Raw genomic sequence first — 23,839 nt, forward strand, 5'->3', positions numbered from 1 at the left:
CCAGCATGACTCAACGTCGTGCATTCGGCGAGGGCCGTCCGGCCCATGCCACCCCATCGAGCACGTCGGGGGTGACGACATGAACCGTCACCTCCTGTACGCCGCCCTCGACGCTGCGGAGCGAGGGTGGGCAGTCCTTCCTCTGCGCCCCGCTGACAAGCGTCCGGCCCTGCACGGTGAAAACGTCTGCCCTGGTATCGGGGACTGCGCGGGCGGTCACCGCAAGTGGGAAGAGCGCGCCACCATCGACCCGGACCGCATCCGCCGCGCGTGGGGCGACCTGCCGTTCAACGTCGGCATCGCGACCGGCCCGTCCGGGCTGGTCGTCGTCGACCTCGACATGCCCAAGCGGAAGAGCAGTGCGGACACGCCTAACGGCGTGACGACCTTCACGGCGCTCTGCGAGCGCGCCGGACAGGCTGTGCCCACCACCCGCACGGTGCGGACCGCGAGCGGTGGGGTCCACCTGTACCTGACCGCCCCGCCCGGCGTTCGGCTCGGCAACACGGCCGGACGTCTCGGCAAGTGCATCGACACCCGCGCGTGGGGCGGCTACGTCGTTGCTCCCGGCAGCCTCACCCCTACGGGCGCCTACGCGGTTGTCAACGACACGCCGCCCGCACCTCTGCCGGAATGGCTGTACGCCCGCCTGACGGTCCGTCAGCCATCGCGGGCACTAACGGCTGCACCGTCATCAGCTAGGGCGTCCAGCTACGCCGCCGCGGGCTTGAACGCGGAAACCGCGTCCGTACGGCAGGCCCCGGAGGGCGAGCGCAACGCCACGTTGCTGCGGGCGGCGCGAGCCCTGGGGCGGTTCATCGCGTGGGGCGACCTTCCCAGGGAGCAGGTTGAGGAGGCTCTTCAGTGGGCGGGGGAAGAGGCCGGTCTTGCTCCGCGGTCGTGCGAGGCGACCATTCGCAGTGGTCTGAACTGGTCGATTACCCGCAATAGTCAGCGGAGGGCGGCATGAGCGCCCCTTCCCGCCCCTCCCTGAAGAGCCTTCCCGCCACCCCCACCGGTCCGCGCGCCGCTGCACAACCGGCGCCCGGTCCGGCCGTGGGCGAGCCGAAAGACGTCGCCGTAGGCGTCCGCACTGCTCTTCGCTCTGACCCGCACAGGAGTGACGGCCGGTACCCGGTCGCGTGGCTGCAGATCAGCGCCCCGCGCGGCGCCGTGCCTACCGCCACCTCGAAGTGCCTGTGCGGCAGGGACCGCAGCGCCGTCGGTCACACGAAGGTGCTGGCCCTGATCACCGACCACACCGCCCACCGCGACGCATGTCCGCTCCGCACCACCCAGGAAGGGAGGGCCGCGGCATGACCACCAATCCGCCGGCACACCCCATGGACGGCTCCGCTCTCCTCGATGAGGTCGAAGCCTTCCACCGTCGCTTCAACGTCTTCCCCCTCGAAGCCGCCTACGTTGCGGTCACGCTGTGGAACGCGCACGCGCACCTGCTCGACTGCTTCGACGCCACGCCCCGTATCGCGTTCCTGTCGCCGGAGCCGGGCTCAGGGAAGTCGCGGGCGCTGGAGATCGTCGAAACCCTGGTGCCCAAGCCGCTCGTTGCGGCCAACGCATCCGCCTCGGTGCTCTTCCGCGCCGTCTCCACCCTGGAGACCCGTCCCACCATCCTGTTCGACGAAGTGGACACCGTCTTTGGCCCCAAGGCCGGAGATAACGAACCCCTGCGCGGGTTCCTCAACGCTGGCCACCGGCGCGGGGTCGGCATGTGGCGCTGCGTCGGAGACGGAGCTAACCAGCAAGTGCAGGAGTTCCCGTCGTACTGCGCGGTGGCGATGGCGGGGCTCGGCTCTCTGCCGGACACGATCCTGACCCGCTCGGTCATCATCCGCATGCGCCGCCGCGCGAGGAACGAGTACGTGGAGCCCTACCGGCAGCGCATCCACGAGAAGGAAGGCAACGCGCTGCGCGACCGGCTCGCCAACTGGGCACAGTCCGTGGCGCACCTGGTCGACGGAGTGTTTCCCGAACTGCCGCCGGAGGTCACCGACCGGCCCGCGGACGTCTGGGAACCGCTCATCGCGGTTGCCGACGCTGCCGGGGGCGAGTGGCCGGAGCGAGCCCGCACGGCATGCGTGGAACTGGTCAACGCGGCCAAGGTCGGAGACAAGGGCAGCGTCGGTATCCGGCTGCTCACCGACCTGCGCGACCACGTGTTCAACGGCATCGACCGCCTGCCCACGGTGGCCGTGCTCGACCGCCTTCACAGCCTCGACGAGGCGCCGTGGGCGGACATGAGCGGCAAGCCGCTGGACGCGCGGGGACTGGCGCGGATGCTGCGCGAGTACATGACCGCGGACAACACCCCGGTAGCGGCGCGGAACATCAAGGCGGGCGGCAGCGTGATGAAGGGCTACTACGCCGCCGACCTTCACGACGCGTGGGAGCGGTACTGCCCCCCACCCCCTGAGAGTCCGCTACTTCCGCTACCTCCGCTACCGCGCAGGACAGAGGCCTAAAAAAGGTAGCGGCAAGCCCGGATTTTGCCGCTACCCGCACCGCTCTATCCGCTACCGGTCCCGCACCACCCCGAGGGCCGGTAGCGGATTTATCCGCTACCGCCACCCCTATCCGCTACCTCGATCATGCCCCTGACCAGGGCGGTAGCGGAGGTAGCGGAAGTAGCGGACCTGACAGGAAGGGGGCCACCGTCCCCGGACCCTGCCGAGGAGGCAACGCCGCATGAGCACCGCTGCCATACCGGCCGAACAGCTTCTCTACCGACCCGAAGAGGCTGCCAAGGCTCTCAGGATCGGCCGCTCGATGGTCTACGAGGAGATCCGCCTCGGACGACTTCAGACCGTCCGCATCGGCCGTCGTCGACTCGTGCCGCCGGAGTACATCGAGCAGTACGTCGAACTCCTCAAGCGCGAGGCAGAAGCCACCGCCTGAACTCCCCAACCACCCATCGCAACAGGGCTGCGCCCCTCAAGGCGCGGCCCTGTCCTATGGAGGCGCAACACAGAATGACCGAGACCCCGAAGCGCGCCCAAAGGGCTGGCCACGGTGCGGACACGATCTATTGGGACCCCGTCAAGAAGAGCTATGTGGGAGCCGTCTCCTTGGGGCACGCCCCGAACGGCAAACGCCGTCGACCGAAGGTGTACGGCAAGACGAAGACCGAAGTCCGCAACAAGATCCGGGACTTGAAGAAAGAGATGCAGACCGGCGTCAAAGCGCCGGCCAACTACACCGTGGCCGATGCGGTGAACGACTGGTTGGAGCGCGGACTGAAGGGGCGCGACGAGAAGGGCACCATCGGCAAGAACCGCTCGATGGCGAACAAGCACCTGATCCCGCTCATCGGCAAGGCCAAGCTGAAGGAACTCAGCGCGGACGATGTCGACGACTGGTTGGACGACAGGGCTGAATTCCTCGCGACGCGGAGCCTTCGTGACCTGCTCGCCATCCTGCGCCGCTCCATCGTGCACGCTCAGCGTCGCGACATGGCCGCGCGGAACGTCGCCCTACTCGTCACCGCACCGGAGGGGCGCCCCGGCCGACCGAGCAAGGCACTGAACCTGGAGCAGGCGAAAGCCGTGCTCATAGCCGCGCGCCCGTCACGCCTTTACGCCTACCTCGTGCTCTCGCTTCTCAGCGGCGTTCGCACAGAAGAGGCGCGTCCCCTCACCTGGGATCACGTCTTCCTGGAGACGAAGGACGGCACTCCGCCCCACGTCGCGGTGTGGCGCTCTGTGCGCAAGCATGGCGAGACGAAGACCCGGAAGAGTCGCCGGACAATCGGGCTGCCGAAGCAGGTGGTCGATGTCCTCGAAGAGCACATGCGATGGCAGAAGCAGGAGCGGGCGTCGGGAGGGATGGAGTGGAGTCCAGCGGGCCGCGTCTTCACGACCCGGACCGGTGAGCCGCTCGATGCGGCCAACGTCCGCCGCGACTTCAAGGCCATCGTGCAGAAGGCGGGACTGAAGCCGGAGTGGACGCCGCGAGAGCTCCGGCACAGCTTCGTGTCCCTGCTCTCCGACCACGGCATTCCGCTGGAGCGAATCGCGCTCCTGGTCGGCCACAGCAGTCAGGCCACCACGGAGGCGGTCTATCGCAAGCAGCTCCGTCCGGTGATCACAGAGGGCGCCGAGGCGATGGATGACATCTTCGCTGAAGATCGAAAGGAGAACCCCACGCGAGGCTGATTGGACCCGCTGGGGCGCTACGCCAGCAACCCGTTCCTGATCACAGGATGGGTTGCTGGCTTGAGGCGGGGCACGGTCAGTTGTCCAGTAGCTTCCTGCCAAGCACGGTGAAGGCGTCCAAGGCCTCGTGGCTCTCGTCCTTGCCTCGCAAGACCTCCGGTACGCCCACTATCGTGGCACCGCTTGGAGGTACGAAGCGTCCCTCATCTACGGCGATGGCGAGGGCCAAGGAGTTCGCCCAAGCTCGTACAGCGCCGACCAGTTCCGTGGCCGCGACGTCTGCTTCTTCCGGTCCCTCCAGAGCTACGAGACTCAATGCTGTGTCTAGCTCACGAGCGCATTGGAGGAACTGTTCAGCAAGATCTGTAGAGGTTGGCTCGCTCTCCTGATAGGCCTCCGCAGCCCTGCCGCCTAGCCTGATGGCCGCAGTCGTTTGGCTCACAAGTTGGCTGTAGGCGCCCCGTCGCTGCTCATGTCGCTGATTCCGCCTCTGATCTTTCCCGGTTAGCCGTGTGGCCCCCAAGGTGCCCACGACACCGACCGCAGCTCCGACTAAGCCTGCTATGCCTTGATCCACCGCATCAGTAAAGCTCACTACGTCTGACCGCGGAGCGAGATCAACTTGCTTTGGCCCCCTGTTTGGCCCCCAAGCACGACAGAGGGCCAATCGCGATCATGCGATTGGCCCTCTGATCAGCGTCGGGGTGGCGGGATTTGAACCCACGACCTCTTCGTCCCGAACGAAGCGCGCTGCCAAGCTGCGCTACACCCCGATTGTCGCTGCTGGTCCTGCTCGTCGCGGCGACGTCGTTTACTTTAGCCCACCGGTGGCTGGAGACGAAATCCGGTTTTCCCGCGGTGGCGGACCGGGTTCGGGCGGGCGTGGTCGAGGGCCACCATGAGGACGGCGAGGGCGTAGAAGCCGAGGCCGAGGAGAAGGGCGTTGGCGAGGACGTTCTTGTAGCTGTGCAGGTCGACGTCCAGGAACGGGTAGAGATAGCGGCCCGGTGTGCCGGGCAGGATCAGCTCGCCTCGGGCGAAGGAGAACAGCAGGTAGGCCAGGGGGTAGAGCAGCCACGTCGCCGCCTGGCGGAGGTGCAGGCGGCCGGGGGGTGTCAGGAACAGCCAGTCCAGCAGCGCCGCGATCGGGACCGCCGTGTGCAGGATCTGGTTGCTGATCCACTGCCAGCCGGCCGGGGGCGCCGCGCTGCTCGTCATGGAGAACGGGCTGGAGGCGCCTGCCAGGAGCAGGTGGTACACCAGCCCGGTGATGGAGATGTAGAGGAGCGTCGCACCCGCCAGGGCGGAGGGGAGCGGCCGGCGGGCCGACCAGGCGCGGCGGGCCGAGAGCACGAAGACCAGGGCCAGGAGGATGTTGCTCTGGATCGTGAAGTAGCTCAGCACCCGGACGGGACTGCCGAGGAGCAGGTCGAGCGTGACGCCCGCCGCTGCCATCAGCGCGACCAGCAGGCGGTATACCGCGGTGAGCGGGTGGCGTACGGGGGTCACCACCGCGGAGGCGGGGACGGAGGAGGGCAGCAGCGTGGGCACACCGGGCAGGGCGGGGAGGTCCGGGATGTCCCTGGGTATGGGGGCGGTCATGCCCCCAAGCTAGGCAATAGGGGTATATCGGGCCATGTGGGCGGGCCGTGCGGGTTACGGCACGCCCGTCACACCGGAGCCGCGCCCCGTCAGGCCGGAGCCGCGCCCGTCATCCTGGAGTCGGCCCCCATCCCCCAGTGCCCGCGTCACCGCCACCTCACCGCGCCTCCTCCCGGCTCACCAGCGTCAGCAGTGTCGCCTCCGGCGGGCAGGCGAACCGTACGGGTGTGTAGCGGTTCGTTCCGCAGCCCGCCGACACGTGGAGGTATGACGTGCGGCCCTCCGCAGTATGCCGGGACAGGCCCTTCACGCGCTCCGCGTCCAGGTCGCAGTTGGTGACCAGGGCGCCGTAGAACGGGATGCAGAGCTGGCCGCCGTGGGTGTGGCCCGCCAGGACCAGGGGGTACGCGTCCGCCGTGAAGGAGTCCAGTACGCGCAGGTAAGGGGCATGGACGACGCCCATCGAGAAGTCCGCGGCGCCGGACGGGCCGCCCGCCACATGCGTGTAGCGGTCCCGCTTGATGTGCGGATCGTCCAGGCCCGTCAGCTCCACCGAGACGCCCTCGACCTTGAGCGTGCCGCGCGTGTTCGTCAGGTTCAGCCAGCCCGACGCGTCGAAACCGTCCCGCAGGTCCTCCCACGGGTTGTGGATGACGCCGGCCGCCGGTGGGTTGCCGTTCAGACCGTGCCGGCCCTGGGCCTTCTCCAGCAGGTAGCGGGCGGGGTTGCGGAGCTTGGGGCCGTAGTAGTCGTTGGACCCGAAGACGTATGCGCCCGGGAACTCCATCAGCGGGCCCAGCGCGTCCAGGACCTCCGGTACGCCCTCCGGGTCGGACAGGTTGTCGCCCGTGTTGATCACGAAGTCGGGGCGCAGGCCGGCCAGCGAGCGCAGCCAGCGCTGCTTCTTGCGCTGTCCGCCCACCATGTGGATGTCGGAGACCTGAAGGATGCGCAGTGGGTGCATTCCGGTGGGCAGGACGGGGACCGTGACCCGTCGCAGGCGGAAGGAGCGGACCTCGAAACCCGCCGCGTACACCACACCGGCGGCGCCGGCCGCCGCGATCCCCAGAGGTACTCCGTATCGAGCGCGCATACCTCCATCGTGTCAGACCCGGAAGGCGCCCCGAGCCCTACCGCCCTTTAAATGAACGGGCATCGGGCGCTCGGCACCTGCGACAATCAAACCCATGACCACCACGCTCAAGTCGAAGCTGCAGGAAGACCTCAACGCTGCGATCAAGGAGCGCGACGAGCTCCGCTCCTCGACGCTCCGGCTGACGCTCACCGCGATCACCAAGGAGGAGGTCGCGGGCAAGGAGAAGCGCGAGCTCTCCGACGACGAGGTGCAGAAGGTGATCACCAAGGAGGCGAAGAAGCGCCGGGAGGCCGCCGAGGCCTTCGCCCAGGGTGGTCGTGCCGAGTCGGCCGAGCGGGAGAAGGCGGAGGGCGAGGTGCTCGCCGGGTACCTGCCCAAGCAGCTCAGTGACGAGGAGCTGGAGCAGATCGTCGCCCAGGCCGTGGGGGAGGCGAAGGCGGCCGGCGCCGAGGGCCCGCGTGCCATGGGCGCCGTCATGAAGATCGTGAACCCCAAGGTCGCGGGCCTGGCCGAGGGCGGCCGTGTCGCCGCGGTGGTGAAGAGGCTGCTGGCGGGCTGAGCGGGGCGAGAGACGAGAGCGGCCCCTGATCGTCGTACGGAAGTAGTCCGCGTACGACGATCAGGGGCCGTCGGTCTGCTCGGGCCCGCGTGGGTCGTGGCGCGTCAGCCGCGCCGTCCCCCGTTCCCGTTGCCGTTGCCGCCGTCCTGGCCCTGGAACAGGTTGTCCGGGATGGAGAAGGTGGGGTTCGGGAAGGCGCCGCCGTCCGTGCCGCCGTCGGTCGTGCCACCGCCGGTCAGGCCGCCGTTGCCGGTGCCGCCGTTGTCACCGTTGTGCCCGTCGTCGTGGCCCTTGCCCTTGCCCTTGTCGGGGTCGGGGATGTTGACGAGGTTGAACTCCTGCACCGGCTTGCCGTCCAGGGCGCCGTCCATCATGTCCCGCCAGATCGGGCCGGGGACCTGACCGCCGTACACCTTCTCGTTCCAGACGCCGCCGATGCTGATGTTCTTCATCTGGCGCTTGTGGGCCGGGTCGCCGACCCAGACCGCACCCGCCATGTTCGGGGTGTAGCCGACGAACCAGGCCGCGTAGCGGTTGTCCGTCGTACCCGTCTTGCCGGCGCTCGGGCGGCTGTCGAGGCCCGCCTGCTGGCCCGTGCCGTCCTCGACCACGCCCTTGAGCAGGGTGCTCACGGTGTCGGCGGTCTTCTCCGACATCGCCCGCGAGCAGGTCGACTTGGGCACCTCGAGCGACTTCTTCTGGCTGCCGACGGTCTGGGTGATCGACTCGATGGCCACCGGCGTGCAGTACATGCCGCGGGAGGCGAAGGTCGCGTACGCGTTCGCCATCGTCAGCGGGGACATCTCCTGGGTGCCGAGCGCGATGGAGGGGGCCTGCTGGATCTTCTTTCCGTCGGCCCGCTCGACGCCCATCTTCTGCGCCATCTGCGTCACCGGGCAGATGCCGATGGCACTGATCAGCTGCACGTAGTAGGTGTTGACCGACTTGGCGGTCGCTTCCTTCATCGAGTACGGGCCGTGCTCCGACGCGTTCTCGTTGGTGAGCTTGACGCCCTTCTCGTCCCAGGTCCTGCCGTCACAGGCCGAGACCGGGGCCGGGTAGTCCATCTCGTACGGCGACGAGTACTGCTGCGTCGCCGGCGTGCCGCCCTCTATGGCGGCCGCGGCCACGATCGGCTTGAACGTCGAACCGGGCTGGTAGCCCGCGCCGCCGCCCATGCTCTGGTTCACGGACAGGTTTATCTGCGTCTCGTGCTTGCCGAAGCCGTACGGGCGGGACTGGCCCATGGCGAGGATCTTGCCGGTGCCGGGCTGGACGATGCTGGCGGCGGTGGCCACGTCGTCGGTCTTGTAGACGTGGTCCTTGATGGACGCCTGGACGGACGACTGGGACTGCGGGTCGAGCGTCGTACGGATCGTCAGGCCGCCCTGGTTCCAGAGCTTGGCCCGGGTCTCCTTGGTCTTGCCGAACATCGGGTCGGTGAGGAACACCTCGCGCACGTAGTCGCAGAAGAAACCGGCGCCCTTGACCGCGGTGATGCAGCCGTTCTTCGGCTTGCTGGGGTTCAGGCCGAGCGGCGCCTTCTTGGCCTTGTCGGCCTCCGTCTGCGAGATGTCACCCATGTCGGCCATGCGCTGCAGCACGACGTTGCGGCGCTTGGTGGCCTCCGCCTCGTCGTTGACCGGGTCGTAGCGGCTCGGCGACTGCACGATGCCCGCGAGGAGCGCCGACTCCTGGACGTTGAGGTCCTTGGCGTGCTTGGAGAAGTAGCGCTGGGCGGCGGCCTCGACGCCGTAGGCCTGCTCGCCGAAGAACGTGATGTTCAGGTAGTTCTCGAGGATCTTCTTCTTGCCCAGCTCTTCTTCGAGCTGAATCGCGTACTTCAGCTCCTTGATCTTGCGGCCGAGTGTCTGCTGCGTGGCCTGCGCGACCTTGGTCGGGTCGTCGCCGGCCTCCTCGATGGCGACGTTCTTCACGAGCTGCTGCGTGAGCGTGGAGGCACCCTGGGCGACCCCGCTGCTCTGCACGTTCTTGTTCAGTGCGCGCAGGATGCCCTTCAGGTCGACCGCGCCGTGCTGGTAGTAGCGCGAGTCCTCGATCGCGACGATCGCCTTCTGCATGTACGGCGACATGTCCTTGAGGCCGACCACCGTTCGGTCGCGCGAGTAGACCGTGGCGATCTGGCCGCCGTCGGCGTCGAGGATCGTGGTGCGCTGACTCAGGGGCGGCGTCTTGAGGTTGGTGGGAAGCTCGTCGAAACTCTCCACCGAACCCTTGGCCGCGAGTCCCAGCGCGCCGAAGGCGGGCAGCGCGATGCCGGCCAGCACTGCTCCCGCGAGCACACTGACACCGAGGAACTTCGCGGCCTGCTGCGTTGGCGACAGGCCACCGCCCGAGCGCTTCTTTGGCATGAGGGCAGCCTACGTTCTCATTCGCCGGACACACGTCAATGCCTTGGCCTAAGCTGCTCTCAACTGTCACAGCAGTAGGGCTACGTATCAATACGTCCGGCGACCCCGAATCGTTCCGGAGGTTCCCCAACTTTTTTGGTGGGGACGTGTCCGAATCCGCCTTGTGTGTCACCCGGCGTCCGTTGTGACTCAACAGAACTGTCCCGGTTTGCCGGGAAAATCACGCATGTCGCCAGCTCACTCCCCCGGGTGATCTGCCGCTTACGCATAGTCCGTTCGGGCCATTCAAGATTGGGCCCGAAGGGGGTGTTGCGCTGTGCCCACCTTCCGTAACGTCCTCAACTGGCGGCGGTGAATATGCCGCTGCCGCCGTGGGGGAGCCTCGATTCGGGAGAGGACGGCGCCGGTATGGGCTGGGTAACCGACTGGAGTGCGCAGGCCGCCTGCCGCACTACCGATCCGGATGAACTGTTTGTTCAGGGAGCAGCGCAGAACAGGGCCAAGGCGGTGTGCACCGGATGCCCGGTACGCACCGAATGCCTGGCTGATGCGCTCGACAACCGCGTCGAGTTCGGCGTGTGGGGAGGCATGACGGAGCGGGAGCGCCGCGCACTGTTGCGCAGGCGACCCACCGTCACCTCCTGGCGCCGGCTGCTCGAGACGGCTCGTGTGGAGTACGAGCGCGGCGTGGGCATCCTGCCGCTCGACGACGACGAGGTGTACGAGCACTACGCGGCGGTGAGCTGAGGGCACCACCCCTTCAGGGGCAACCCTCAGGCGCGCGTCTCGGGCAGCTCCGGCCGATTGGCCGCGAGCCGGTCCCCGATGTCCCGCAGCCCCGTGAGGTCATGCACATCGCCGGGCAGCGCGGCCACTTCGGCCACCGCCACCTCGGGGTGGAGCGCGGTGAAACGGTCGCGCGTGCGCTGCTCGCGGGAGAGCAGCTGCATCCGCTCGGCATGCAGCTTCAACAGGCCTGCGGTGAGCCGGTCGACGCTCTGTCCGTCGCCCTGGTCCTCCTGATCCGGACCGGGGGAGCCGGGCTCGGACGGGGGAGACTCGACGGGCGCGGGTGTGGGGGACGACTCGGAGGATTCTGAACTGCCGTACGTGTCGGGAGAGTTACGAAGTCCAGCTTTCCCGCCGTCCTGATCGACAATGCGGGGCTCCACAAGATTTTCCGCGGCGGCGAGCGCACGCTCGGCCGACAGCCGGACGGCGCCGCTGCCGTGGACCCGGTTGAGCACCAGACCCGCGAGCGGCATGTCCTCCGCGGCCAGCCGCTGAACGAAGTACGCGGCCTCGCGCAGCGCGTCCCGCTCCGGCGCGGCCACCACCAGGAACGCCGTCCCGGGCGCCTGAAGCAGCTTGTACGTGGCGTCCGCGCGCGTGCGAAACCCACCGAACGTCGTGTCCATGGCGGCCACGAACGTCTGGACGTCCTTGAGCAGTTGACCGCCCAGCAGCTTGCCGAGGGTGCCCGTCATCATCGACATCCCGACGTTCAGGAACTTCATGCCGGCCCGTCCGCCGAGCTTGGCCGGGGCGGTGAGCAGCCGGATCAGTCGGCCGTCCAGGAACGAGCCCAGCCGCTTGGGCGCGTCCAGGAAGTCGAGCGCCGAGCGGGACGGTGGTGTGTCCACGACGATCAGGTCCCATGCGTTGCGCGCGTGCAGCTGACCCAGCTTCTCCATCGCCATGTACTCCTGCGTGCCGGCGAAGCCCGCGGAGAGCGACTGGTAGAAGGGGTTGTTCAGGATCACGGCGGCCCGCTCGGGGTCCGCGTGCGCCTCGACGATCTCGTCGAAGGTGCGCTTCATGTCGAGCATCATGGCGTGCAGTTCGCCGTCGCCGTCGACGCCCTTCACCCGGCGCGGGGTGTTGTCGAGCGAGTCGATGCCCATGGACTGGGCGAGCCGGCGCGCCGGGTCGATGGTCAGCACGACCACCTTGCGCCCCCGCTCGGCGGCCCTGAGGCCCAGCGCCGCGGCGGTGGTGGTCTTGCCGACGCCGCCCGAGCCGCAGCACACCACGATCCGTGTCTTCGGGTCGTCCAGCAGCGGGTCGACGTCGAGCACACGCGTGTGGGAGAGGCGGTGACGGGCGCTCTCCTGGGCGGTGGCCGGGTCCGGACTCATGACATCCCCTGCTTCCGCAGCTCGGTGGCCAGCTCGTACAGCCCCGCCAGGTCCATGCCCTCGGCGAGCAGCGGCAGTTCGTGCAGCGGCAGGTCCAGCTCGGCGAGCACGGCCCGCTGTTCGTGCTCCAGCGCATACCGCTCGGCGTACTCCTCGGCCTGCTGCAACAGGGGGGCCACCAGCTTCTCGGCGTTCCCACCTCGTCGCGCGCCGCCCAGCCCCGCCGCCGACAGTGCCCTTGCCACAGATGAACGCGGCACGCTCCGTACGAGTTCCAGATCCGTCCCGTCCAACACCTCCGGCCGCACCATGTTCACCATGATCCGGCCCACCGGCAGCTTGGCGGCGCGCAGTTCGGCGATCCCGTCCGCGGTCTCCTGGACTGGCATCTCCTCAAGGAGCGTGACCAGGTGCACGGCCGTCTCCTTGGACTTCAGCACCCGCATCACGGCCTGCGCCTGATTGTGTATCGGGCCGATCTTGGCGAGGCCCGCCACCTCGTCGTTCACGTTCAGGAACCGCGTGATGCGGCCCGTGGGGGGCGCGTCCATGACGACGTAGTCGTACGCGAACCGTCCGCTCTTGTCCTTCCTGCGCACCGCCTCGCAGGCCTTGCCGGTCAGGAGTACGTCCCTGAGACCGGGTGCGATGGTGGTGGCGAAGTCGATCGCACCGAGTTTCTTCAGGGCTCTTCCGGCGCCCCCCAGCTTGTAGAACATCTGGAGGTAGTCCAGAAGGGCCAGTTCGGGGTCGATGGCGAGGGCGTACACCTCCCCGCCCCCGGGAGCGACGGCGATCTTTCGCTCCTCATAAGGCAGCGCTTCCGTTTCGAAGAGCTGCGCGATGCCCTGGCGGCCCTCGACCTCGACGAGAAGCGTCCGCTTCCCCTCGGTCGCGAGGGCCAGCGCGAGGGCGGCGGCGACCGTCGTCTTTCCGGTCCCGCCCTTGCCGCTGACGACCTGGAGCCTGCTCACGTCATCGAGCCTAACCAGTCTGTGTGCCAAGCACGCGACAGCCTGTGGACAACGCGACCGCGGGAGGCGGGTGGGCAGCGGCTAGAGTCGGCCACATGACCAAGTGGGAATACGCGACTGTGCCGCTGCTCGTACACGCCACGAAGCAGATTCTGGACACCTGGGGCGAGGACGGCTGGGAGCTCGTCCAGGTCGTGCCCGGGCCGAACAACCCCGAGCAGCTGGTGGCCTACCTGAAGCGGGAGAAGCCGTAATGGGAGCCGTCGAGGCGAAGCTGGCCGAGCTCGGCCTGACCCTGCCCGAGGTCGTACCGCCGCTGGCCGCGTACCAGCCGGCCGTGCAGTCCGGCGTGTACGTCTACACGGCCGGCCAGCTTCCGATGGTGGAGGGCAAGCTGCCCGTCACGGGCAAGGTCGGCGCGGAGGTCACGCCCGAGGAGGCCAAGGAGCTGGCCCGCACCTGCGCCCTGAACGCCCTGGCCGCCGTCAAGTCCGTGACCGGCGACCTGGACCGCATCGCGCGCGTGGTGAAGGTCGTCGGCTTCGTCGCCTCGGCGTCGGACTTCACCGGCCAGCCCGGTGTGGTGAACGGCGCCAGCGAACTGCTCGGTGAGGTCCTCGGCGAGAAGGGCGTGCACGCGCGCAGCGCGGTCGGCGTGGCGGTGCTGCCGCTGGACGCACCGGTCGAGGTCGAGATCCAGATCGAGCTCGTACCGTAGCCACCGCTCTGACCTCGGGGCCTCTCGAACATTCGCGCACCACGGGATAGCCTCCGCCCATGGCGAATGGGCAGTGGTTTCCGCAGGACTGGCCGGAACGCATCCGCGCACTCGCGGACGGCACCCTCACCCCGGTCGTCCCCAAGCGCGCGGCGACCGTCATGCTCCTGAAGGACACCGACCTCGGCCCCGTCGTGCACATGCTGCGCAGACGCGCCTCCATGGCCTTCGCCGGAGGCGCGTACGCGTATCCGGGCGGGGGCGTGGACCCCCGTGACGACGAACATCACGTCCGCTGGGCGGGCCCCACGCGCGCGTGGTGGGCCCAGCGGCTCGGCGTCGACGAGCGGGAGGCCCAGGCGATCGTCTGCGCGGCCGTCCGTGAGACGTACGAGGAGGCGGGGGTCCTGCTGGCCGGGCCGGCCGCCGGCTCCGTGGTCGGCGACACCACGGGCGAGGACTGGGAGGCGGACCGCGCGGCCCTGGTCGCCCGCGACGTCTCCTTCGCCGAGTTCCTGGACCGCCGCGGCCTCGTCCTGCGCTCGGACCTGCTGGGCGCCTGGACCCGCTGGATCACCCCGGAGTTCGAACCCCGGCGCTACGACACCTGGTTCTTCGTGGCCGCCCTCCCGCCCGGCCAGCGCACGCGCAACGCCTCCACGGAGGCGGACCGCACGGTGTGGATCCGGCCCGAGGACGCGGCTGCCTCGTACGACAAGGGTGAGCTGACGATGATGCCGCCCACCATCGCGACCCTGCGCCAGCTCGCTGCGTGGGCCACGGCCGCCGACGCGCTCGCCGAGGCCCCCGAACGCGATCTCACCCCCGTCCTCGCGCAGGCCCGGCTGCTGGACGGCGAGATCCTGCTGTCATGGCCGGGCCACGACGAGTTCACGAAGCACATCCCGACCGACCTTCCGACCGGTGGAGCCTCGGCATGACGGACGCAGCAGCCCTTCCCGGCCAGCCGCGGGGCGGGGTCCTCACCGGCCCCGCCACCTCCCGCGCCGTCAACGTCCTGGCGCCCAACGCCTCGGCGATGACCCTCGACGGCACCAACACCTGGATCCTCGCCGAGCCCGGCTCCGACCTGGCCGTCGTCGTCGACCCCGGACCGCTGGACGAAGGACACCTGCGCAACGTCGTGGACACGGCCGAGAAGGCCGGCCGGCGCATCGTGCTCACCCTGCTGACCCACGGCCACCCGGACCACGCGGAGGGCGCCGTACGCTTCGCCGGGCTGACCGGCACGAAGGTGCGCGCCCTGGATCCTGCGCTGCGGCTGGGCGACGAGGGGCTGGCCGCGGGGGACGTGATCGCGGTCGGCGGCCTGGAGCTGAGGGTCGTACCGACGCCCGGCCACACCTCGGACTCCCTGTGCTTCCACCTCCCGGCGGACCAGGCCGTCCTGACCGGCGACACCGTGCTGGGCCGCGGCACGACGGTCGTGGCGCACCCCGACGGCCGCCTCGGCGACTACCTCGACTCGCTACGGCGGCTGCGGTCGCTGACGGTCGACGACGGCGTCCACACGGTGCTGCCGGGCCATGGCCCGGTCCTGGAGGACGCCCAGGGAGCCGTCGAGTTCTATCTCGCCCACCGTGCCCACCGCCTGGCCCAGGTCGAGACGGCCGTCGAGGACGGCTACGGCAGCCCGTCCGAGGTCGTCGCCCGCGTGTACGCGGACGTTGACCGCTCCCTGTGGCCGGCGGCCGAGCTGTCGGTACGGGCACAGCTGGACTACCTGGAGGAGCACGGGCTCATCTAGGGCGTCCGGGAGGGGGAGGGGCGGGGCCCGGGTCCGGGCTCTTCCCGGCCCGGGCTCAGTCCGGCCTGGGGGCCTTCACGCCGTGCACGCGCGCGTACTCGTCGGCGAGCCATGGACCCAGGTCGTCGACGTACGACCGCAGCACGGCGGGATCGCCGTTCGGCTCGCGTCCGAGGACGGCCGCCGCGCGCAGTTGCTCGGCCCGCTGGGGGTAGTAGGCGCCGAAGACCTCGGCCATCTCCGCCAGGTCGCTGGTCCAGCCGTTCCAGCGGGGCATGACGAGCGTGAACGCGGTGCGGACGAGATGCCGGGACATGAATCGTACGAGGGGCCGCCGTGCCTCGTCCGTGTCGTCGCCGGCCGCGATCCGCTGCCGCCAGCGGGGCAGCAGCAGGGCCAGGTCCCCGTTGGTCTCGCGGGCGAGCAGGGAGTCGGGGCGATAGCGGGGCAGGTACTCGGCGAGGTCCTCACCGAGCAACGGCGTACACAGACAGGCGACGAACCAGCCCAGGTCGTACGTCTCCGCCTCGCTCAGCAGCCGCGCCCGGCCGTACAGCAGCGTGCCGACCCCGTCGATCTGCGCGAACTCCCTGTCGACGGTCTCACCGAGCGCCCGCACGGCCTCCCGGTCCCCCGCGGTCGGCTCCTCCCGCAGCGCGACCAGCAGATCCAGGTCACTGCGTCCCACGCGCGCGTGGCCCCGCGGAATCGACCCGTAGAGGTACGCGCTGTGCAGCCGCGCCCCGAACACCCCGAGCAGCCGGTCCCGGGCGGCGGCCACCACCGGGCGGAACGCGCGCGAGACGAGGCCGAGAGAGCCCTCGCGCTCGATGTAGCCCTGGGAATCAAGGCCCTTGGGGCTCGCGTTTTCCGACATGGGGTCACTACACCAGCCCGTCCGGCGTTTGCGGACGATGCCGTTCAGGCCGAACGGGGGTCCGGAGGCTTTGCCCCCGGACCACGGATCGGACGAGGCGTCAGCGGGACCGCTTGGCCAGCCGCTCGATGTCCAACAGGATCACGGCCCGCGCCTCCAGGCGCAGCCATCCGCGCTGCGCGAAGTCGGCCAGCGCCTTGTTGACCGTCTCGCGCGAGGCGCCGACCAGTTGGGCCAGCTCCTCCTGCGTCAGGTCGTGGACGACGTGGATGCCCTCTTCGGACTGCACGCCGAAGCGGCGGGAGAGGTCCAGCAGGGCACGGGCGACACGGCCGGGGACGTCCGAGAAGACCAGGTCGGACATCTGGTCGTTGGTCTTGCGCAGGCGCCGCGCGACGGCGCGCAGCAGGGCGCCGGCCACCTCGGGCCGTACGTTCAGCCAGGGCTGGAGGTCGCCGTGGCCGAGGCCGAGGAGCTTGACCTCGGTCAGCGCGGTGGCCGTGGCGGTCCGCGGGCCCGGGTCGAAGAGCGACAGCTCGCCGATCAGCTCGCTGGGGCCGACGACGGCGAGCATGTTCTCGCGGCCGTCGGGGGACGTGCGGTGGAGCTTCACCTTGCCCTCGGTGACGACGTAGAGCCGGTCACCGGGGTCGCCCTCGTGGAAGAGCGCGTCACCGCGCGCGAGGGTCACCTCGCTCATGGAGGCGCGAAGCTCCGCGGCCTGCTCGTCGTCGAGCGCCGCGAAGAGCGGGTTGCGCCGCAGAACGTCGTCCACGAGTACTCTCCTTGTCGACCTGCTCAGGGGATCTTGCTCCCCCTTGGTACCAGGGGACCGTGTTCCCCATTTTGCCGGACGGTCCAAACAGTGTGATCTGTCACAAGGATGCCGCACACCTGTCCCGAGGTAAGCGGCAGGGGTCCAATTGGGGGCCGATCTTCCGGGTCCGGGGCGGATGTCAGTGCCGGGCTTTAGGCTGGCCGGGTGTCCAAAACGCCGGTGAGAGCACAGGCCAAAGGGGCTGGGCGGGTGGTTGTACGTCGTGATTCCGCTGTGGGCGAACAGAACTCCGGTGGTGGAAAGAAACCGGCAAAAGCGACGAAAAGCGCTCCGGTGAAGAAGGCCGCGCCAAAGAAGCCCGCCGCGAAAAAGGCAGCCTCCGCCGGGAAAAAGTCCGCGGCCGTCAAAAACGCGACAGCCGCGCCCAAGAAGGTGACCGCAGTGCCCAAGAAGGCGACCGCCGCGGTCAAGGACGTTTCTCCCGCGAAGGCCGTGGCCAAGCCGCCGAAGGACGAGTCGCGCACCGCGCTGGTCCGCCGCGCCCGCCGCATCGACCGCGAGCTGGCCCAGGTGTATCCGTACGCCCACCCGGAGCTGGACTTCGAGAACCCCTTCCAGCTCGTGGTCGCCACGGTCCTGTCCGCCCAGACCACCGACCTCAGGGTCAACCAGACGACGCCGGGGCTCTTCGCCAAGTACCCGACCCCGGAGGACCTGGCCGCCGCCAACCCTGAGGAGGTCGAGGAGATCCTGCGCCCGACCGGCTTCTTCCGGGCCAAGACCAAGTCCGTCATGGGGCTGTCGAAGGCGCTGGTGGAGCAGTTCGGCGGGGAGGTTCCCGGCCGTCTTGAGGACCTGGTGAAGCTGCCGGGCGTGGGCCGCAAAACCGCCTTCGTGGTGCTGGGGAACGCGTTCGGCCGTCCCGGCATCACCGTGGACACGCACTTCCAGCGGCTGGTGCGGCGTTGGCAGTGGACCGAGGAGAGCGACCCGGACAAGATCGAGGCCGCCGTCGGTGCGCTCTTCCCCAAGAGTGACTGGACGATGCTCTCGCACCATGTGATCTTCCACGGCCGCCGCATCTGCCACGCCCGCAAGCCCGCCTGCGGCGCCTGCCCCATCGCCCCGCTCTGCCCGGCGTACGGCGAGGGCGAGACGGATCCCGAGAAGGCGAAGAAGCTGCTCAAGTACGAGAAGGGCGGCTTCCCCGGCCAGCGCCTCAACCCCCCGCAGTCCTACCTGGACGCGGGCGGCAGGCCGGCGCCGCCGCTGGGGGCCGGATGACGGGCGGGCCGTCGGGCCGCGCGGTCCTCGCCGGCTCAGGAACGATCGCGGGGCTTTGGGGCGTTGGACTCGGCAGGACGGGGGTGCGATGACGCGCGCGAGTGATACGCAGGGTGGGTCGGTGACGATCAGCAAGGACGGGCTGCCCGAGTGGCTCGGCCCGGTGGTGCGGGCCGTGGAGACCGTGCAGCCGTTGCAGCTGAGCCGCTTCCTGCCGCCGGAGGACGGGGCGGGGCGGCAGTCCGCCGTGCTGATCCTCTTCGGCGAGGGGGAGCGCGGCCCCGAGCTGCTGCTCATGGAGCGGGCGAGTTCGCTCAGGTCGCACGCCGGGCAGCCCTCCTTCCCGGGCGGTGCCCTCGACCCCGAGGACGGCGACCCGAAGGGCGACGGGCCGCTCAGAGCCGCGCTGCGGGAGGCCGAGGAGGAGACAGGGCTCGACCCGTCGGGCGTCCAGCTCTTCGGCGTCCTGCCCAGGCTGTACATCCCGGTCAGCGGATTCGTCGTGACCCCGGTGCTCGGCTGGTGGCACGAACCGAGCCCGGTCGGGGTCGTCGATGTAAACGAGACGGCGCGGGTCTTCACCGTCCCCGTGGCGGATCTCACGGATCCGGGCAACCGGGCCACCACCGTCCACCCCAGCGGCCACCGAGGTCCGGCATTTCTGGTCGAATCGGCCCTGGTCTGGGGCTTCACGGCCGGGATCATCGACCGCCTGCTCCATTACGCGGGCTGGGAGCGGCCCTGGGACCGGGAGAAGCAGGTCCCGCTCGACTGGCGGTCATGACAGGGTGTCTGCCGTGCAGTGTCTTTTCGGGGGACGCCGTATCCGATCGCCGCTGTGCGGTGCGCCGGCCCCCGGCCGACCTGAGGTGACCGCGAAGTGATGAGGCGAGGCTCGAACCGGTGAACGTGCTGGACATCCTGTTGCTGGTCGCCGCCGTGTGGTTCGCGATCGTGGGCTACCGCCAGGGTTTCGTCGTCGGCATCCTGTCGGTGATCGGCTTTCTCGGCGGCGGTCTCGTGGCCGTCTACACCCTGCCCGTCATCTGGGACGCGCTCACCGAAAAGGCGGAGGTGAGCACGACCGCCGCCGTGGTCGCGGTCGTGGTCGTCATCGTCTGCGCCTCCGTCGGCCAGGCCCTCACCACCCACCTGGGCAACAAGCTGCGCCGCTACATCACCTGGTCCCCGGCCCGCGCCCTGGACGCGACCGGCGGTGCACTGGTCAACGTTGTCGCGATGCTTCTGGTGGCGTGGCTGATCGGTTCCGCCCTCGCGGGCACCACACTGCCGACCCTCGGCAAGGAGGTCCGCGGCTCCAAGGTGCTCCTGGGTGTCTCCCGGGCCCTGCCCAACCAGGCCGACACCTGGTTCGCCGACTTCTCCTCCGTCCTCGCGCAGAACGGCTTCCCGCAGGTCTTCAGCCCGTTCTCGAACGAGCCGATCACCGACGTCCGGCCCCCCGACCCGGCCCTCGCGAACAGTCCCGTGGCCACGAGCGCGAAGCGCTCCATCGTCAAGGTCATGGGCACCGCGCAGAGCTGCGGCAAGGTCCTGGAGGGCAGCGGCTTCGTCTTCGGCGACCGCCGCGTCATGACCAACGCGCATGTCGTCGGGGGCGTCGACGAGCCCACCGTGCAGATAGGCGGCGAGGGCAGGAAGTACGACGCGACGGTCGTCCTCTACGACTGGCACCGCGACATCGCGGTCCTCGACGTGCCCGATCTCAAGGCGCCGGCCCTGAGGTTCAGCACCACGGACGCCAGGAGCGGCGACAGCGCGATCATCGCCGGCTTCCCGGAGAACGGCTCGTACGACGTCCGAGCCGCACGCGTGCGTGGCCGTCTCCCGGCCAACGGCCCGGACATCTACCATCGCGGCACCGTCCGCCGAGACGTCTACTCGCTGTACACGACCGTCCGCCAGGGCAACTCCGGCGGCCCACTGCTCACGCCCGAAGGCCATGTGTACGGCGTGGTCTTCGCGAAGTCCCTCGACGACACCGACACGGGGTACGCCCTCACCGCGGACGAGATCCAGGAGGACGTCACCAAGGGGCGTACCGCGAACCAGCAGGTGGACAGCGACAGCTGTGCCCTCTGAGGCTTCGCGTGGAGGCTTCGCGTGGGTGAGAAGGGCGTCAGCCTCGAGGGTGACGCAGGCGTACCGTGACCCAGCGGGCCCGGCGGCGCAGAATGCGTGGAATGCCCACCCTTGGGTCCGTATCCGGCATTTGCCGTGCACCGCCTCGCTGGTGGGAACTCAGGCCACTGCCCGAGCGGCGAGTGCGTGCTACGTCACTGTAGTCGTGCGTCCAGCCCATACCCCGACGTCTGCCCCCGCCCCAAGGTCGATAACCGCCTCGTGGGCCCCCAATTGGCCTATGCGCCAGGCAATTGGCCGTTCGTAGGACACGTGTTCCGGTCCGGATACCGGGCGCATCGGCTCGGTCACCGATCGGGCTCGGGATCTTTCAGCCAATTGGTCAGTTCTGCGGAGAAAGCGATCGGATCCTCCGCGTGCGGACTGTTCAGCGGTCCGGTTCGGGGTCCTTGAGCCAGTTGACCAACTCCGTCGAGAAGGCGACCGGATCCTCCTCGTGCGGGAAGTGCCCCAGCCCGTCGAACAGCCGCCAGCGGTACGGGGCTTCGACGTACTCGCCGGATCCGGCGGCGCTGCGCGTGCGCATCACGGGGTCGAGCGAGCCGTGGAGATGGAGGGTCGGGACCCGGAGGGGGCGCTTCATACGGCGGTTGAACTGGATGCCGTCCGGGCGGGCGATGGAGCGGACCATCCAGCGGTACGGCTCGATCGAGCAGTGCGCCGTCGACGGGATGGACATCGCGCGGCGGTACGTCTCCACCGCCTCGTCGTCCGGCGGGTTCGGCCCGGACCACTCCCGGATCAGCTCGGCGACGAGCGCGCTGTCGTCCGCGTTCAGCTGCCGCTCGGGGATCCAGGGGCGCTGGAATCCCCAGATGTAGGAGCCCGCGCGGGTCTGCTTGACGTCCGAGAGCATCGCCGAGCGCCAGCGCCGGGGATGCGGCATGGACTCCACCGCGAGCCGCCGCACCAGCTTGGGGCGCATCACGGCCGCCGTCCACGCCAGGTATCCGCCCAGGTCGTGGCCGACCAGCGCGGCGTCCGGCTCGCCCAGGGAGCGGATCACGCCGGTGATGTCGAGCGCGAGGCCCGCGGGGTCGTAGCCGCGCGGGGTGCGGTCGCTGCCGCCGACGCCGCGCAGGTCCATGGCGACGGCCCGGAAGCCCGCCTCGGCCAGCGCGGTCAGCTGGTGCCGCCAGGTCCACCAGAACTGCGGGAAGCCGTGCAGCAGCAGCACCAGCGGCCCGTCGCCGACCTCGGCGATGTGGAAGCGCGCGCCGTTGGCGGCCACGTCACGATGCGTCAGCTTCGTCCCGTCGGGGAGGGCGTCCGGTCGCACGACCGAAGTGGGTTGGGTGGAAGGTGATTGCCCCGGAGGGAGGGAGGAGCCCGTCATGAGGACGAGCGTGCCACAGCCTCGATGGCCTCGGGGGCCCGGTCCTCGATCGCCCTGGGCTCGGGCCGGGGGTGCGGCTTGGCCTTCTGCAGCACGCCCGCGCTCTCCTTCATCGACGCGGCCACCTTCTGCGGGCCCTGGCTCTTCTTGGCCTTCTTCGCGAAGACCACGCCGATCAGCGCCAGGACGACGGCGACCAGCACGTTCGCCGCGAACGACAGCAGGAAGCAGATCGCGAGGTTCCAGTGGCTCCAGGTCCGGATGCCGTACGCCAGCGCGAAGTTCAGCATCGGCAGGGAGAACAGCAGGATGGCCGCGGCCACCGAGAACGCGCCGCCGCTCGTCGCGCCGCGCTTGACGTCCTGCTTGAGCTGCGCCTTGGCCAGCGCGATCTCGTCGTGCACGAGCGCCGACATCTCGGTCGTCGCGGAGGCGAACAACTGGCCGATGCTGCGTTCGGCGCCGACCGGGCTGCCGTCGGGTGCGCTCATCGCGGTCTCCCTCTTCTGCCTTGCGGCTTTCGGACGGTCCTTTTGTACCGTCCCGTCAGATCATGCCGGACGGCCGTTGTCCTCGCCTGCCCCGCCCGGTACTTCGGCAAGCGCGCGTCGCTCGGCGGCCTTCTCTTCGGCGATCCGGCGGTGCTCGGCGGCCTTGCTCTCGTGGATGGCCGCCATCCGCAGGTGGTACGCCGGGTCGTCCTGCTCGTAGATGTCCGGGATGCCGTCCAGGTCCTCGTCGCGCTCCTCGGCCTCGCACAGGCGGCGGTACTTGGCGTTGCGTACCTTCAGCAGCACCGTGGCCAGCGTCGCCGCGAGCAGGGAGCCCGTCAGTACGGCGGCCTTGGCCTCGTCCGTCAGTACGGCGTCCCCGGCGAAGGCGAGCTCGCCGATCAGCAGCGACACGGTGAAGCCGATGCCGGCCAGGGCCGCCACCGCGAACACGTCCGCCCACGCGAGGTCCTCGCTCAGCGACGCCCGGGTGAAACGGGCTGTCAGCCAGGTGCCGCCGAAGATCCCGATCGTCTTGCCGACGACGAGCCCGAGGACGACGCCCAGCGTCTCCGGCTTGGTGAACACGTCCCCGAGCGCGCCGCCGGACACCACGACACCGGCGCTGAACAGCGCGAACAGCGGTACGGCGAGGCCTGCCGACAAGGGCCGCACGAGATGCTCGACATGCTCGCCGGGGGAGTGCCGCTCGCCCTCCTGGCGGTGGCAGCGCAGCATCAGGCCCATGGCCACGCCCGCGATGGTGGCGTGGATGCCGCTGTTGTACATCAGCGCCCAGATCACGAGCGCGAGCGGGACGTACACGTACCACCCGCGGACGCCCTTGCGCAGCAGCAGCCAGAAGACCACCAGGCCCACGACGGCGCCGCCCAGCGCGGCGAAGTCGATGGAGCCGGTGAAGAAGACCGCGATGATCAGGATCGCGAAGAGGTCGTCGACGACGGCGAGGGTGAGCAGGAAGGCACGCAGGGCGCTGGGCAGGGACGTACCGATGACCGCGAGGACCGCCAGGGCGAACGCGATGTCGGTGGCGGTGGGCACCGCCCAGCCCTGGAGCGAGCCACCGCCGGTGATGTTGGTGAGGGTGTAGACGAGCGCCGGTACGGCCATGCCGCACAGGGCGGCGACCACCGGCAGCGCGGCCGCCCTGGGCTCCCGCAGGTCACCGGCGACCAGTTCGCGCTTGAGCTCGATGCCGGCGACGAAGAAGAAGACCGCGAGGAGTCCGTCGGCGGCCCAGTGCGCGACCGACAGGTGCAGGCCGAGGGCCCGGGGTCCGAAGTGGAAGTGACTGACGCTCTCGTAGCTGTCGTGCAGCGCGGGGATGTTCGCCCAGATCAGCGCCGCGATCGCGGCGAGGAGGAGCAGCACACCGCCGACGGTCTCGGTGCGCAGAGCGTCCGCGACGAAGGTCCGCTCGGGCAGGGAAAGGCGTCCGAGAACCTTGCGGGGGGCGGTCGCGCGGGGCGCTCTCACGGGGAGACCTCCAG

At 69.5% G+C, this 23,839-nt stretch carries 26 protein-coding genes and 1 tRNA gene; 14 read left to right on the forward strand and 13 right to left on the reverse strand.

Going from position 1 to position 23,839, the window contains the following annotated elements:
* Window positions 1–79 precede the first annotated feature (79 nt).
* The 5 genes from OG870_RS25625 (at window position 80) to OG870_RS25645 (ending at window position 4,172) form a co-directional block, all read left to right on the forward strand.
* Window positions 80–970 (forward strand): bifunctional DNA primase/polymerase, encoded by an 891-nt coding sequence (locus tag OG870_RS25625; protein WP_327691509.1) that lies wholly within the window; start codon window positions 80–82, stop codon window positions 968–970.
* Entirely contained in the window at window positions 967–1,320 is a 354-nt protein-coding gene (locus OG870_RS25630) for a hypothetical protein (RefSeq protein WP_327691510.1), read from the forward strand. Before OG870_RS25625 ends, OG870_RS25630 begins: the two co-directional genes overlap by 4 nt.
* On the forward strand, window positions 1,317–2,483 hold the full coding sequence (locus tag OG870_RS25635; protein WP_327691511.1) for a DUF3631 domain-containing protein: 1,167 nt from the start codon (window positions 1,317–1,319) through the stop codon (window positions 2,481–2,483). Before OG870_RS25630 ends, OG870_RS25635 begins: the two co-directional genes overlap by 4 nt.
* Before the next feature lie 223 nt (window positions 2,484–2,706).
* On the forward strand, window positions 2,707–2,916 hold the full coding sequence (locus OG870_RS25640) for a helix-turn-helix domain-containing protein (protein WP_327691512.1): 210 nt from the start codon (window positions 2,707–2,709) through the stop codon (window positions 2,914–2,916).
* 74 nt (window positions 2,917–2,990) lie between these two features.
* A complete protein-coding gene (locus OG870_RS25645) occupies window positions 2,991–4,172 on the forward strand; it encodes a site-specific integrase (RefSeq protein ID WP_327691514.1) in 1,182 nt (393 codons plus the stop codon).
* Window positions 4,173–4,248: 76 nt separating this feature from the next.
* Here OG870_RS25645 and OG870_RS25650 read toward each other — a convergent pair whose 3' ends face one another.
* The 4 genes from OG870_RS25650 to OG870_RS25665 form a co-directional block, all read right to left on the reverse strand.
* Complete coding sequence (locus OG870_RS25650) at window positions 4,249–4,614, reverse strand: hypothetical protein (RefSeq protein ID WP_327691515.1); 366 nt, start codon at window positions 4,612–4,614, stop codon at window positions 4,249–4,251.
* 257 nt (window positions 4,615–4,871) lie between these two features.
* Window positions 4,872–4,945 (reverse strand) — tRNA-Pro (locus tag OG870_RS25655).
* A 43-nt stretch (window positions 4,946–4,988) separates the two neighbouring features.
* Window positions 4,989–5,774, reverse strand: a complete 786-nt coding sequence (locus OG870_RS25660; protein ID WP_266518760.1) for a Pr6Pr family membrane protein — start codon at window positions 5,772–5,774, stop codon at window positions 4,989–4,991.
* A 157-nt stretch (window positions 5,775–5,931) separates the two neighbouring features.
* The gene (locus OG870_RS25665; protein ID WP_266838990.1) at window positions 5,932–6,867 is read right to left on the reverse strand and encodes a metallophosphoesterase; all 936 of its coding nucleotides are present in this window, start codon (window positions 6,865–6,867) and stop codon (window positions 5,932–5,934) included.
* A gap of 94 nt (window positions 6,868–6,961) precedes the next feature.
* On the opposite strand from OG870_RS25665, the gene OG870_RS25670 reads away from it, so the two are divergent.
* Window positions 6,962–7,429 (forward strand): GatB/YqeY domain-containing protein, encoded by a 468-nt coding sequence (locus OG870_RS25670; protein WP_266518762.1) that lies wholly within the window; start codon window positions 6,962–6,964, stop codon window positions 7,427–7,429.
* 104 nt (window positions 7,430–7,533) lie between these two features.
* On the opposite strand, the gene OG870_RS25675 is transcribed toward OG870_RS25670, so the two are convergent.
* Window positions 7,534–9,801 (reverse strand): transglycosylase domain-containing protein, encoded by a 2,268-nt coding sequence (locus OG870_RS25675; RefSeq protein ID WP_266518763.1) that lies wholly within the window; start codon window positions 9,799–9,801, stop codon window positions 7,534–7,536.
* A gap of 408 nt (window positions 9,802–10,209) precedes the next feature.
* Between OG870_RS25675 and wblA the strand changes: the two genes are divergently transcribed.
* Window positions 10,210–10,548, forward strand: coding sequence for a transcriptional regulator WblA (gene wblA, locus OG870_RS25680; protein WP_266520506.1), 339 nt, complete (start codon window positions 10,210–10,212; stop codon window positions 10,546–10,548).
* A gap of 26 nt (window positions 10,549–10,574) precedes the next feature.
* Here wblA and OG870_RS25685 read toward each other — a convergent pair whose 3' ends face one another.
* Together OG870_RS25685 and OG870_RS25690 are read right to left on the reverse strand one after the other, a co-directional pair.
* Window positions 10,575–11,939, reverse strand: coding sequence for an ArsA family ATPase (locus OG870_RS25685; RefSeq protein ID WP_266588923.1), 1,365 nt, complete (start codon window positions 11,937–11,939; stop codon window positions 10,575–10,577).
* Window positions 11,936–12,913 carry an ArsA family ATPase gene (locus OG870_RS25690; protein WP_266518765.1) on the reverse strand — a complete coding sequence of 326 codons (978 nt, stop codon included), beginning with the start codon at window positions 12,911–12,913 and terminating at the stop codon, window positions 11,936–11,938. Before OG870_RS25690 ends, OG870_RS25685 begins: the two co-directional genes overlap by 4 nt.
* Before the next feature lie 95 nt (window positions 12,914–13,008).
* Here OG870_RS25690 and OG870_RS25695 point away from each other — a divergent pair, with 95 nt between their 5' ends.
* From OG870_RS25695 to OG870_RS25710, 4 genes are read left to right on the forward strand one after another with little or no spacing between them, the layout of a single operon-like run.
* Window positions 13,009–13,167: a DUF4177 domain-containing protein gene (locus tag OG870_RS25695; RefSeq protein WP_019992579.1), complete on the forward strand. Its 159-nt coding sequence runs from the start codon at window positions 13,009–13,011 to the stop codon at window positions 13,165–13,167.
* Window positions 13,167–13,631, forward strand: a complete 465-nt coding sequence (locus tag OG870_RS25700; protein ID WP_266518770.1) for a RidA family protein — start codon at window positions 13,167–13,169, stop codon at window positions 13,629–13,631. Before OG870_RS25695 ends, OG870_RS25700 begins: the two co-directional genes overlap by 1 nt.
* A gap of 59 nt (window positions 13,632–13,690) precedes the next feature.
* A complete protein-coding gene (locus OG870_RS25705; RefSeq protein WP_266588925.1) occupies window positions 13,691–14,572 on the forward strand; it encodes an NUDIX hydrolase in 882 nt (293 codons plus the stop codon).
* Complete coding sequence (locus OG870_RS25710) at window positions 14,569–15,399, forward strand: MBL fold metallo-hydrolase (RefSeq protein WP_266838987.1); 831 nt, start codon at window positions 14,569–14,571, stop codon at window positions 15,397–15,399. Before OG870_RS25705 ends, OG870_RS25710 begins: the two co-directional genes overlap by 4 nt.
* 55 nt (window positions 15,400–15,454) lie before the next feature.
* Here the strand turns inward: OG870_RS25710 and OG870_RS25715 are convergent, their stop codons facing one another.
* Window positions 15,455–16,276: a nucleotidyltransferase domain-containing protein gene (locus OG870_RS25715; protein ID WP_266838985.1), complete on the reverse strand. Its 822-nt coding sequence runs from the start codon at window positions 16,274–16,276 to the stop codon at window positions 15,455–15,457.
* 100 nt (window positions 16,277–16,376) lie between these two features.
* A complete protein-coding gene (locus OG870_RS25720) occupies window positions 16,377–17,051 on the reverse strand; it encodes a Crp/Fnr family transcriptional regulator (RefSeq protein WP_266518778.1) in 675 nt (224 codons plus the stop codon).
* A gap of 276 nt (window positions 17,052–17,327) precedes the next feature.
* Between OG870_RS25720 and nth the strand changes: the two genes are divergently transcribed.
* The 3 genes from nth to OG870_RS25735 all read left to right on the forward strand — a co-directional run bounded on the left by nth (window position 17,328) and on the right by OG870_RS25735 (window position 20,441).
* On the forward strand, window positions 17,328–18,338 hold the full coding sequence (gene nth, locus OG870_RS25725) for an endonuclease III (protein WP_443063439.1): 1,011 nt from the start codon (window positions 17,328–17,330) through the stop codon (window positions 18,336–18,338).
* An 88-nt stretch (window positions 18,339–18,426) separates the two neighbouring features.
* Window positions 18,427–19,122, forward strand: coding sequence for an NUDIX hydrolase (locus tag OG870_RS25730; protein ID WP_266838982.1), 696 nt, complete (start codon window positions 18,427–18,429; stop codon window positions 19,120–19,122).
* 119 nt (window positions 19,123–19,241) lie between these two features.
* Complete coding sequence (locus OG870_RS25735) at window positions 19,242–20,441, forward strand: MarP family serine protease (RefSeq protein ID WP_266588933.1); 1,200 nt, start codon at window positions 19,242–19,244, stop codon at window positions 20,439–20,441.
* Window positions 20,442–20,478: 37 nt separating this feature from the next.
* Here OG870_RS25735 and OG870_RS25740 read toward each other — a convergent pair whose 3' ends face one another.
* The 4 genes from OG870_RS25740 to nhaA form a co-directional block, all read right to left on the reverse strand.
* Window positions 20,479–20,661, reverse strand: coding sequence for a hypothetical protein (locus tag OG870_RS25740; protein ID WP_266518786.1), 183 nt, complete (start codon window positions 20,659–20,661; stop codon window positions 20,479–20,481).
* A 207-nt stretch (window positions 20,662–20,868) separates the two neighbouring features.
* Window positions 20,869–21,837, reverse strand: a complete 969-nt coding sequence (locus OG870_RS25745) for an alpha/beta fold hydrolase (protein WP_266518788.1) — start codon at window positions 21,835–21,837, stop codon at window positions 20,869–20,871.
* A complete protein-coding gene (locus OG870_RS25750; RefSeq protein ID WP_266518790.1) occupies window positions 21,834–22,328 on the reverse strand; it encodes a phage holin family protein in 495 nt (164 codons plus the stop codon). The genes OG870_RS25745 and OG870_RS25750 overlap by 4 nt, the downstream gene beginning before the upstream one ends.
* A gap of 60 nt (window positions 22,329–22,388) precedes the next feature.
* Window positions 22,389–23,825 (reverse strand): Na+/H+ antiporter NhaA, encoded by a 1,437-nt coding sequence (gene nhaA / locus OG870_RS25755; RefSeq protein ID WP_266518791.1) that lies wholly within the window; start codon window positions 23,823–23,825, stop codon window positions 22,389–22,391.
* Window positions 23,826–23,839: the final 14 nt, after the last annotated feature.

Source organism: Streptomyces sp. NBC_00461 (assembly GCF_036013935.1).
Lineage (GTDB): Bacteria > Actinomycetota > Actinomycetes > Streptomycetales > Streptomycetaceae > Streptomyces.

Coding starts and splice junctions, on each gene's coding strand:
- OG870_RS25625 (WP_327691509.1), top strand. CDS start 80: ATGAACCGTCACCTCCTGTACGCCGCCCTCGACGCTGCGGAGCGAGGG.
- OG870_RS25630 (WP_327691510.1), top strand. CDS start 967: ATGAGCGCCCCTTCCCGCCCCTCCCTGAAGAGCCTTCCCGCCACCCCC.
- OG870_RS25635 (WP_327691511.1), top strand. CDS start 1,317: ATGACCACCAATCCGCCGGCACACCCCATGGACGGCTCCGCTCTCCTC.
- OG870_RS25640 (WP_327691512.1), top strand. CDS start 2,707: ATGAGCACCGCTGCCATACCGGCCGAACAGCTTCTCTACCGACCCGAA.
- OG870_RS25645 (WP_327691514.1), top strand. CDS start 2,991: ATGACCGAGACCCCGAAGCGCGCCCAAAGGGCTGGCCACGGTGCGGAC.
- OG870_RS25660 (WP_266518760.1), bottom strand. CDS start 5,774: ATGACCGCCCCCATACCCAGGGACATCCCGGACCTCCCCGCCCTGCCC.
- OG870_RS25665 (WP_266838990.1), bottom strand. CDS start 6,867: ATGCGCGCTCGATACGGAGTACCTCTGGGGATCGCGGCGGCCGGCGCC.
- OG870_RS25670 (WP_266518762.1), top strand. CDS start 6,962: ATGACCACCACGCTCAAGTCGAAGCTGCAGGAAGACCTCAACGCTGCG.
- OG870_RS25675 (WP_266518763.1), bottom strand. CDS start 9,801: ATGCCAAAGAAGCGCTCGGGCGGTGGCCTGTCGCCAACGCAGCAGGCC.
- wblA (WP_266520506.1), top strand. CDS start 10,210: ATGGGCTGGGTAACCGACTGGAGTGCGCAGGCCGCCTGCCGCACTACC.
- OG870_RS25685 (WP_266588923.1), bottom strand. CDS start 11,939: ATGAGTCCGGACCCGGCCACCGCCCAGGAGAGCGCCCGTCACCGCCTC.
- OG870_RS25695 (WP_019992579.1), top strand. CDS start 13,009: ATGACCAAGTGGGAATACGCGACTGTGCCGCTGCTCGTACACGCCACG.
- OG870_RS25700 (WP_266518770.1), top strand. CDS start 13,167: ATGGGAGCCGTCGAGGCGAAGCTGGCCGAGCTCGGCCTGACCCTGCCC.
- OG870_RS25705 (WP_266588925.1), top strand. CDS start 13,691: ATGGCGAATGGGCAGTGGTTTCCGCAGGACTGGCCGGAACGCATCCGC.
- OG870_RS25710 (WP_266838987.1), top strand. CDS start 14,569: ATGACGGACGCAGCAGCCCTTCCCGGCCAGCCGCGGGGCGGGGTCCTC.
- OG870_RS25715 (WP_266838985.1), bottom strand. CDS start 16,276: ATGTCGGAAAACGCGAGCCCCAAGGGCCTTGATTCCCAGGGCTACATC.
- OG870_RS25730 (WP_266838982.1), top strand. CDS start 18,427: ATGACGCGCGCGAGTGATACGCAGGGTGGGTCGGTGACGATCAGCAAG.
- OG870_RS25740 (WP_266518786.1), bottom strand. CDS start 20,661: ATGGGCTGGACGCACGACTACAGTGACGTAGCACGCACTCGCCGCTCG.
- OG870_RS25745 (WP_266518788.1), bottom strand. CDS start 21,837: ATGACGGGCTCCTCCCTCCCTCCGGGGCAATCACCTTCCACCCAACCC.
- OG870_RS25750 (WP_266518790.1), bottom strand. CDS start 22,328: ATGAGCGCACCCGACGGCAGCCCGGTCGGCGCCGAACGCAGCATCGGC.